Annotated in this window: 8 protein-coding genes and 1 other RNA gene; 5 read left to right on the top strand and 4 right to left on the bottom strand. The window is 63.6% G+C overall.

The features are described 5' to 3' along the window. Positions 1 to 289 precede the first annotated feature (289 nt). Genes AC4FIJ_RS12135 through arsB form a run of 4 tightly spaced genes read left to right on the top strand, consistent with a single transcriptional unit; the run spans position 290 to position 2,674 of the window. Positions 290 to 628: an ArsR/SmtB family transcription factor gene (locus tag AC4FIJ_RS12135; protein ID WP_490336987.1), complete on the top strand. Its 339-nt coding sequence runs from the start codon at positions 290 to 292 to the stop codon at positions 626 to 628. Continuing rightward, positions 628 to 1,098 carry an ArsI/CadI family heavy metal resistance metalloenzyme gene (locus AC4FIJ_RS12130; RefSeq protein WP_490336977.1) on the top strand — a complete coding sequence of 157 codons (471 nt, stop codon included), beginning with the start codon at positions 628 to 630 and terminating at the stop codon, positions 1,096 to 1,098. Before AC4FIJ_RS12135 ends, AC4FIJ_RS12130 begins: the two co-directional genes overlap by 1 nt. Before the next feature lie 8 nt (positions 1,099 to 1,106). After that, positions 1,107 to 1,607 (top strand): arsenate reductase ArsC, encoded by a 501-nt coding sequence (locus tag AC4FIJ_RS12125; RefSeq protein ID WP_490336976.1) that lies wholly within the window; start codon positions 1,107 to 1,109, stop codon positions 1,605 to 1,607. Then, positions 1,604 to 2,674, top strand: a complete 1,071-nt coding sequence (gene arsB, locus AC4FIJ_RS12120; protein WP_490336975.1) for an ACR3 family arsenite efflux transporter — start codon at positions 1,604 to 1,606, stop codon at positions 2,672 to 2,674. The genes AC4FIJ_RS12125 and arsB overlap by 4 nt, the downstream gene beginning before the upstream one ends. Before the next feature lie 343 nt (positions 2,675 to 3,017). Here the strand turns inward: arsB and rnpB are convergent. The 4 genes from rnpB to AC4FIJ_RS12100 all read right to left on the bottom strand — a co-directional run bounded on the left by rnpB (position 3,018) and on the right by AC4FIJ_RS12100 (position 5,413). Next, positions 3,018 to 3,471, bottom strand: an RNA gene (gene rnpB / locus AC4FIJ_RS12115) — RNase P RNA component class A. A gap of 45 nt (positions 3,472 to 3,516) precedes the next feature. Then, positions 3,517 to 4,245, bottom strand: coding sequence for an N-acetylmuramoyl-L-alanine amidase (locus tag AC4FIJ_RS12110; protein WP_490336974.1), 729 nt, complete (start codon positions 4,243 to 4,245; stop codon positions 3,517 to 3,519). Continuing rightward, the gene (locus AC4FIJ_RS12105; protein WP_490336973.1) at positions 4,238 to 4,897 is read right to left on the bottom strand and encodes a histidine phosphotransferase family protein; all 660 of its coding nucleotides are present in this window, start codon (positions 4,895 to 4,897) and stop codon (positions 4,238 to 4,240) included. Before AC4FIJ_RS12105 ends, AC4FIJ_RS12110 begins: the two co-directional genes overlap by 8 nt. Positions 4,898 to 4,999: 102 nt before the next feature. Next, a complete protein-coding gene (locus AC4FIJ_RS12100) occupies positions 5,000 to 5,413 on the bottom strand; it encodes a M67 family metallopeptidase (protein WP_490336972.1) in 414 nt (137 codons plus the stop codon). A gap of 50 nt (positions 5,414 to 5,463) precedes the next feature. Between AC4FIJ_RS12100 and AC4FIJ_RS12095 the strand changes: the two genes are divergently transcribed. Further along, positions 5,464 to 6,450 (top strand): RluA family pseudouridine synthase, encoded by a 987-nt coding sequence (locus tag AC4FIJ_RS12095; RefSeq protein WP_490336986.1) that lies wholly within the window; start codon positions 5,464 to 5,466, stop codon positions 6,448 to 6,450. The last annotated feature ends 36 nt before the right edge of the window (positions 6,451 to 6,486 follow it).

The following is a 6,486-nucleotide window of genomic DNA, read 5'->3' as shown; positions in this document are numbered from 1 at the left end:
TTACAAAGCTAAAGCGCGGTTGGACCCACCGGGCAACAGAAGCGGATTCCGGGGCCTCGGGGGGCGGCTAGCAACAGAAGTCCCCCCACCTTCCCTCGCATCAGAATACAGGGTCCGCGGCGGTCCTGCCCCCGACCAGGCCAAGCGGGCGGACCTTGGCAACAGAATCGCCCCCACCTTACCCAGGAATTTCGAAAAGATGGCACCGCCCGTTCGGGGCGACAAAAGCAGCTTGACGGCGATCTCATATTTCCATATTTCTATATTTGTCGAATCATTGGAGCAAATCGTGCAAGCCGACCATGTCATCCGCGCCCTGTCTGCGTTGGCACAGGAGCATCGCCTCGCGGCATTCCGCCTGCTGGTGCAGGCAGGCGAACAGGGCGTTGCCGCCGGGGTGCTGGCTGAAAAGCTCGATGTTCCGCCATCGTCGATGAGCTTTCACCTTGCCCAGCTCGCCAATGCGGGTCTGGTCACGCATCGGCGCGAAAGTCGTTCGATCATCTATTCGGCAGACTACACCGCGATGAACGGCCTGATGGGCTACCTCACCGAGAACTGCTGCGCCGGCATGTCCTGTTCCGAAGATGCCGCCTGTCTTCCCTCTCCCGAAAGAAAGACCGCCTGATGAAACGCTTTCATTTGCATGTCGGTGTGACAGACATCGACAAGTCCGTCGCATTTTATTCGAGCCTGTTCGGAGCGGAACCGTCCGTGGTGAAGGCCGACTACGCCAAGTGGATGCTCGACGACCCTCGCATCAACTTCGCAATTTCGATGCGCGAGGACGCGAGCAAAGGCATCGAGCACGTCGGCCTCCAGGTTGAGGACAAGGCTGAACTTGAAAAGGTCTATGGCCGCCTCAAGGCTGCCGACAGACCGGTTCTGGAAGAAGGCGCAACGACCTGCTGCTACGCGCAATCGGAAAAGAGCTGGATTGCCGACCCCGATGGCGTGGTTTGGGAGGCCTTCCTGACCGAAGGTGCGAGCACGACCTATGGCGGCAGTCCGGATTTCCGTCAGCTCGCTTCCGCCAATGCTGCGTCGAGCGCCTGCTGTGCACCGAAAATGTCTGCTGCCAAGACTTCCTGCGGCTGAGGCAACCCATGTCAGACCAACCGCTGAACGTGCTGTTCCTGTGCACGGGCAATTCCGCTCGCTCGATCCTGGGCGAAGCAATCCTGAACCACGACGGCAAAGGCCGCTTCAAGGCATACAGCGCCGGAAGCAATCCTGTCGGCACGGTCAACCCCTGGGCACTCCATACGCTCAAGACCCTGGGCTATCCGGCAGAAGGCTATCGCTCCAAGAGCTGGAGCGAATTTGCCGATGGCCCGGAGCTCGACCTGATCCTCACGGTCTGCGACAGTGCAGCGGCGGAAACTTGCCCGGTCTGGCCGGGGCGCCCGACCAGCGCACATTGGGGCATTCCCGACCCGGCAGCGGTCGAGGGCAGCCATGCCGAGAAAGCAGCGGCCTTCCTCGATGCCTTCCGGATGCTGAAGCGCCGCATCGACCTGATGCTGGCGCTTCCGATTGCGAGCATTGAACAGATTGGCTTGCGCGAAAAACTGCAAGCGATCGGACACGAGGCTGACAAGAGATGACCACAGCGACCGCTGACATCGACGCCCCCGCGGCGGGGCTGGGCCTGTTCGAGAAATGGCTCTCGGTCTGGGTCGGCGCGGCGATCCTTGCAGGCATTGCGCTTGGCAATGTCGCGCCAGAATTGTTCGCTTTGCTCGCCGCGGTCGAATACGCCTCGGTCAATCTCGTCGTCGCGGTGCTTATCTGGGCAATGATCTTCCCGATGATGGTCGCGGTCGATTTCGGTGCGGTGCGACGTGTGGGCGACAAGCCCAGGGGGCTCGTCATCACGCTTGTGGTCAACTGGCTGATCAAGCCCTTTACGATGGCTGCACTCGGTGTGCTGTTTTTCGAGATCGTCTTTGCCGATCTGATCGAGCCGGCCGATGCGCAGCAGTATATCGCCGGTTTGATCCTCCTTGGCGCGGCACCCTGCACGGCGATGGTGTTCGTGTGGTCGCAGCTCACCAGGGGCGATCCGGCGTATACGCTGGTGCAAGTCGCGGCGAACGATCTCATCATGATTGTCGCCTTCGCACCCATCGTCGCGTTGCTGCTCGGCGTTACCGACATCGCGGTGCCTTGGGAGACGCTGCTGCTGTCCGTCGCGCTCTATGTGGTCGTGCCTCTCGCTGTAGGGGCCCTTGTTCGTCATAGGCTTCTTGCGACGCATGGTGGCGATGGAGCGGCCATTCCCGAGTTCACGGCTCGGGTTAAGCCCCTCTCGATCGCGGGTCTGTTGTTGACGGTGCTTCTGCTCTTTGGCTTTCAGGCAGAAATCATCGTGGCGCGTCCACTGCTGATCGCGCTGATTGCCGCGCCGATCATCATCCAGAGCTACGGCATCTTCCTGATCGCCTACGGCTGGGCCAAGGCGTGGAAGGTGCCACATGCGGTTGCGGCCCCCTGCGCACTGATCGGCACGTCGAACTTCTTCGAGTTGGCAGTTGCCGTTGCAATCGGTCTATTTGGATTGGGCAGCGGAGCCGCCTTGGCGACAGTTGTTGGCGTGCTTGTCGAAGTGCCAGTCATGCTGTCGCTGGTGGCGATCGCAAATCGGACGCGGGGCAGCTTCCAGCCCAGTTAGGCCAGGAGCCGAACGTCCGCTCCCCATCCCCTTCCAGACGTTCAGCCTGCCATCGCCTGTCCCCGAAAGCGGTCGCCGATCACACCCTCCCGCGAACCCGGTCAGTTTATTGTCCTACAGCGCAAGTCCGGGTTACGAAGCCGGCAGGGCCTTCACCGGCCCGCCCGCTCTTTCACCTCGTCAATTTTCCCGCACCCACGCACGTGTCACTTTTGGGACGAATCTCGCGCATTTCCGCGGATGAGCGCCGGGTGACAGCGCCTGTAGGACGTGTCGCCTTTGTCACTTTTCGCGTGCCAGATACACGGGGCAGAGACACGGGGCAGATTTCATTTGCCGGATGTGCGCCGGGGAGCCTGTAAGCCGGGTTCTGTCATGCGAGCGGTATGCTTCCACGAATGGTTGCACACTGGCCCCGCAAGGGCAGCCATTCATCTAGGCCCTGCGTTGCCGCAAGGCTCAAGCAACCAACCCGGGCGGTCACGGGGCGAAACACCCCTGCCCTGCGCCTTTCGGCCGGGCGCGCCGCCCCTATTCGGTCTTGCTCCGGATGGGGTTTGCCATGCGGTCGCCGTTGCCGGTTCCCCGGTGCGCTCTTACCGCACCCTTTCACCCTTGCCTGTGCCGGTTAGGGCCATCGGCGGATTGCTCTCTGTGGCACTGTCCCTCGGCTTCGGACGTGCCGCCCTGACGGACGGCCGTTTCCTCGCCGGGCGGGCGTTACCCGCCATCCTTGTTTCGTGGAGCCCGGACTTTCCTCGTACGGGTCGCCCCGACGCGGCTGCCCGGCTCCCCGGCGCAGGCGCGGTCAATAGCGGCAAACGCCCCGCTGGCAAGCGGAACTATCGCGTCACGCCCCGGTCGCGGTCGAGCAGCAGCGCGAACAGCATGGCCCGGATCTCGCCGTCGACGATGCCGTCGACGCATTCGGGCCGGAACCGCCGCTGGAACGCCCGTACCGCCGCATGCCCATCGGCAATGTCATAGCCGAAGCGTTCGAGCGCCAGATAGAACGCACCGTCATTCTCGAACGGGTCGCCCAGCTTGATGTCGGGCCTTGGCAAGGCCAGCCGATGCTTCGCCAGCCGCGCCCAGTCGAACAATTCGCCCGGATCGGTCTTGCGCTGCGGCGCGACGTCGGAATGGCCCACGATATTGGCGCGCGGAATATCGTGCCGCTTCATGATGTCGGCCAGCATGATACACAGCGTTTCCATCTGCGGCTCGGTAAAGCGCTCATACCCCCAGGTGTGGCCAGGGTTGTCCAGCTCGATCCCGATGCTGGAGGAATTCACGTCGGTATTGCCGCGCCAATAGGATACCCCGGCATGCCATGCGCGCTGCTCCTCATCGACCAGCCGCACCAGCTCGCCCTGCCTCGTGATGCAGTAATGCGCGCTGACGCCGGAATCCGGATCGCACATCTTGGCGATGGCATCCTCCACGTCCGGCATGTCGGTATAATGCAGCACGACCATGGTGACGGGCAGGGCGCGCGCGTTGAAATTGGGCGAAGGGCAATCGCGCACCATGGGCAGGCCGTTGCCCGGTTTGGCGGCCTTCTCAGCCATTGGGCAGGATCGCGCCCAGCACCAGCGCGCCGCCCGGCGGGCTGTCGCCATTGGTCAGCGCATGCTGCACCCCGCCCTTGCAATCCTGCGCGATCAGCCGGACCAGCATGGCAGGCGCGGTATGTGCGGACAGATCGTCCATCGCGATCTCTCCCTCAAGCGCGCGGCCAACGTCCTTGTCGAACGCGATGCGCATGCCCTCGGCGCGAACCGCGATCTCGTAGGACCCCTCGCGCTCTTCCACGGCGATGGCCAGCGTTCCGCCGCGAGGCAATGCGTCGATCCCGATCAGCGCATAGTTCAGCAGCACCTTGGCCGCCGATTTGGAAAGCCGGTCGGGGCCGACCGCCCATTGCACATCGATATCGCGCCCCTCTGCCGCCTGCGCCTTGACCAGTTCCTCGATCTCGGCCGCGGGCAGCATCGCGTCGAACCCGCCCGCCGCGCCGAAGGCAAGGCGAAAGAAGCGCAGCCGCGTCGCCGTGCGCCGCGCGCCTTGCGCCAGCAGGTCGATGCATTGCTCGCGCATCTTGGGATCGGTTTCGTCGACCAGCAGCTCGATGCCGTTCGCCATGCCGCCCACCGGCGACAGCAGATCATGGCACAGCCGCGAGGCGATAAGGCTGGCGAGCTGGATGGAATCCGTATTCATGATGGGCGTCAGGCGCTTTCGTATTGTGAGCGACCGCCATAACCGCTTGAGGCCGGCCAAGAAAGCGCGATGTCGGCAATTCCACGGGTTTCGGGCCGCCGTTCAGGGTTTGGGCGGGCCAGCGACGATTTGGGGGACAATGCGGGCGAAACCGTCCGCCGCGCTGACGAACCAGCCGATATCTCCGGTTGGCGCGGCGATCGCCCAGACACGCCCGTCCCCTGCCGCCTGCGCCCGGTCGGTCGCCGAAGGTTCTGCGCGGCCGGTCGGATGCGAATGGAAATAGCCGACGATGGCCGGTCCCCCGGCGCGTTCGGCCTTGTGCGCGGCGATCAGGGCCGCGGGATCGATCTCGAAGTGCCGATGCGGGTCGGCGGCGACATTGGCGGTCTGCTTGAAGCGTTCGACATGCCCGTCGGAGCCCAGCAGCAGCCCGCACGCCTCTTGCGGCATGGCACTGCGCGCGGCCTCGATCATGGCGCTGATGGCGGTTCTTGTCACGGTGAGCTGCGGCACCCATCTGTCCTAGCATGGGGGACAGGACAATCGCCATCGCCGACGAGGACATGGAAGACGACAGTCTTTCGGGCGACGGGTCAGGCGCGGCTGGCGCAGAGCTGATCGAGGGCACGGTCCCCGCAGGCGAAAGGCTGGACAAGGCGATCAGCCACGCCAGCGGACTGTCGCGCGAGCGGATAAAGGCGCTGATCGCGGAAGGGGCCGTGAAGCTGGACGGGCGCATCCTCTCATCCGCCTCGGCCAAGGCGCCGGGCGAAGCGCGGTTCATTATCGCCGTCCCTGCCCCCGCCCCGGCCGAAGCGAGGCCGCAGGACATCCCGCTCGATATCGTGTTTGAGGACGAACACCTGATCGTGATCGACAAGCCGGCGAGCATGGTGGTGCATCCGGCTGCGGGCAATCCCGACGGAACGCTGGTCAATGCGCTGCTATATCACTGCGCCGGCCAATTATCGGGCATCGGCGGCATGGCGCGGCCCGGTATCGTGCACCGGATCGACAAGGACACGTCCGGCCTGCTGGTGGCGGCGAAATCGGATGTCGCGCACGAAGGGCTCGCCCGTCAGTTCGCCGATCACTCTATCGACCGTGCCTATCGCGCCGTGGTGAAAGGACATCCGATGCCGCCGTCGGGCACGATAGAGGGGCGGATCGGCCGGAGCAGCAAGGACCGCAAGAAAATGGCCGTGCTGGACGACGGGGAAAGCCGCGGAAAGCACGCCGTGACCCATTTCCGCATGCTGGAACCGCTCCACGGCGCGGCGCTGGTCGAATGCACGCTGGAAACCGGGCGAACCCACCAGATCCGCGTTCACATGTCGTCAATCGGTCATGCGCTATTAGGGGACCCTGTCTATGGGCGCCCCGATTCCCGATTCCGACCGATTCTCAATCGGCTATCCTTCCACCGTCAGGCCCTTCATGCGGCCCTGCTGGGTTTTATCCACCCGGTCAGTAACGAACGGTTACAATTTTCCAGCGAGATTCCGCGCGATATGGCGGAACTGATCGAAGAACTCGCTCGTTCAAAGTGAGAATTTAGGCGGGAAAAGCGGGGAAAACGCGCCTAT

Source organism: Croceicoccus sp. (assembly GCF_983967925.1).
The sequence above is the reverse complement of the archived record's forward strand: the minus strand, read 5'-3'. Positions and strand labels throughout refer to the sequence as shown.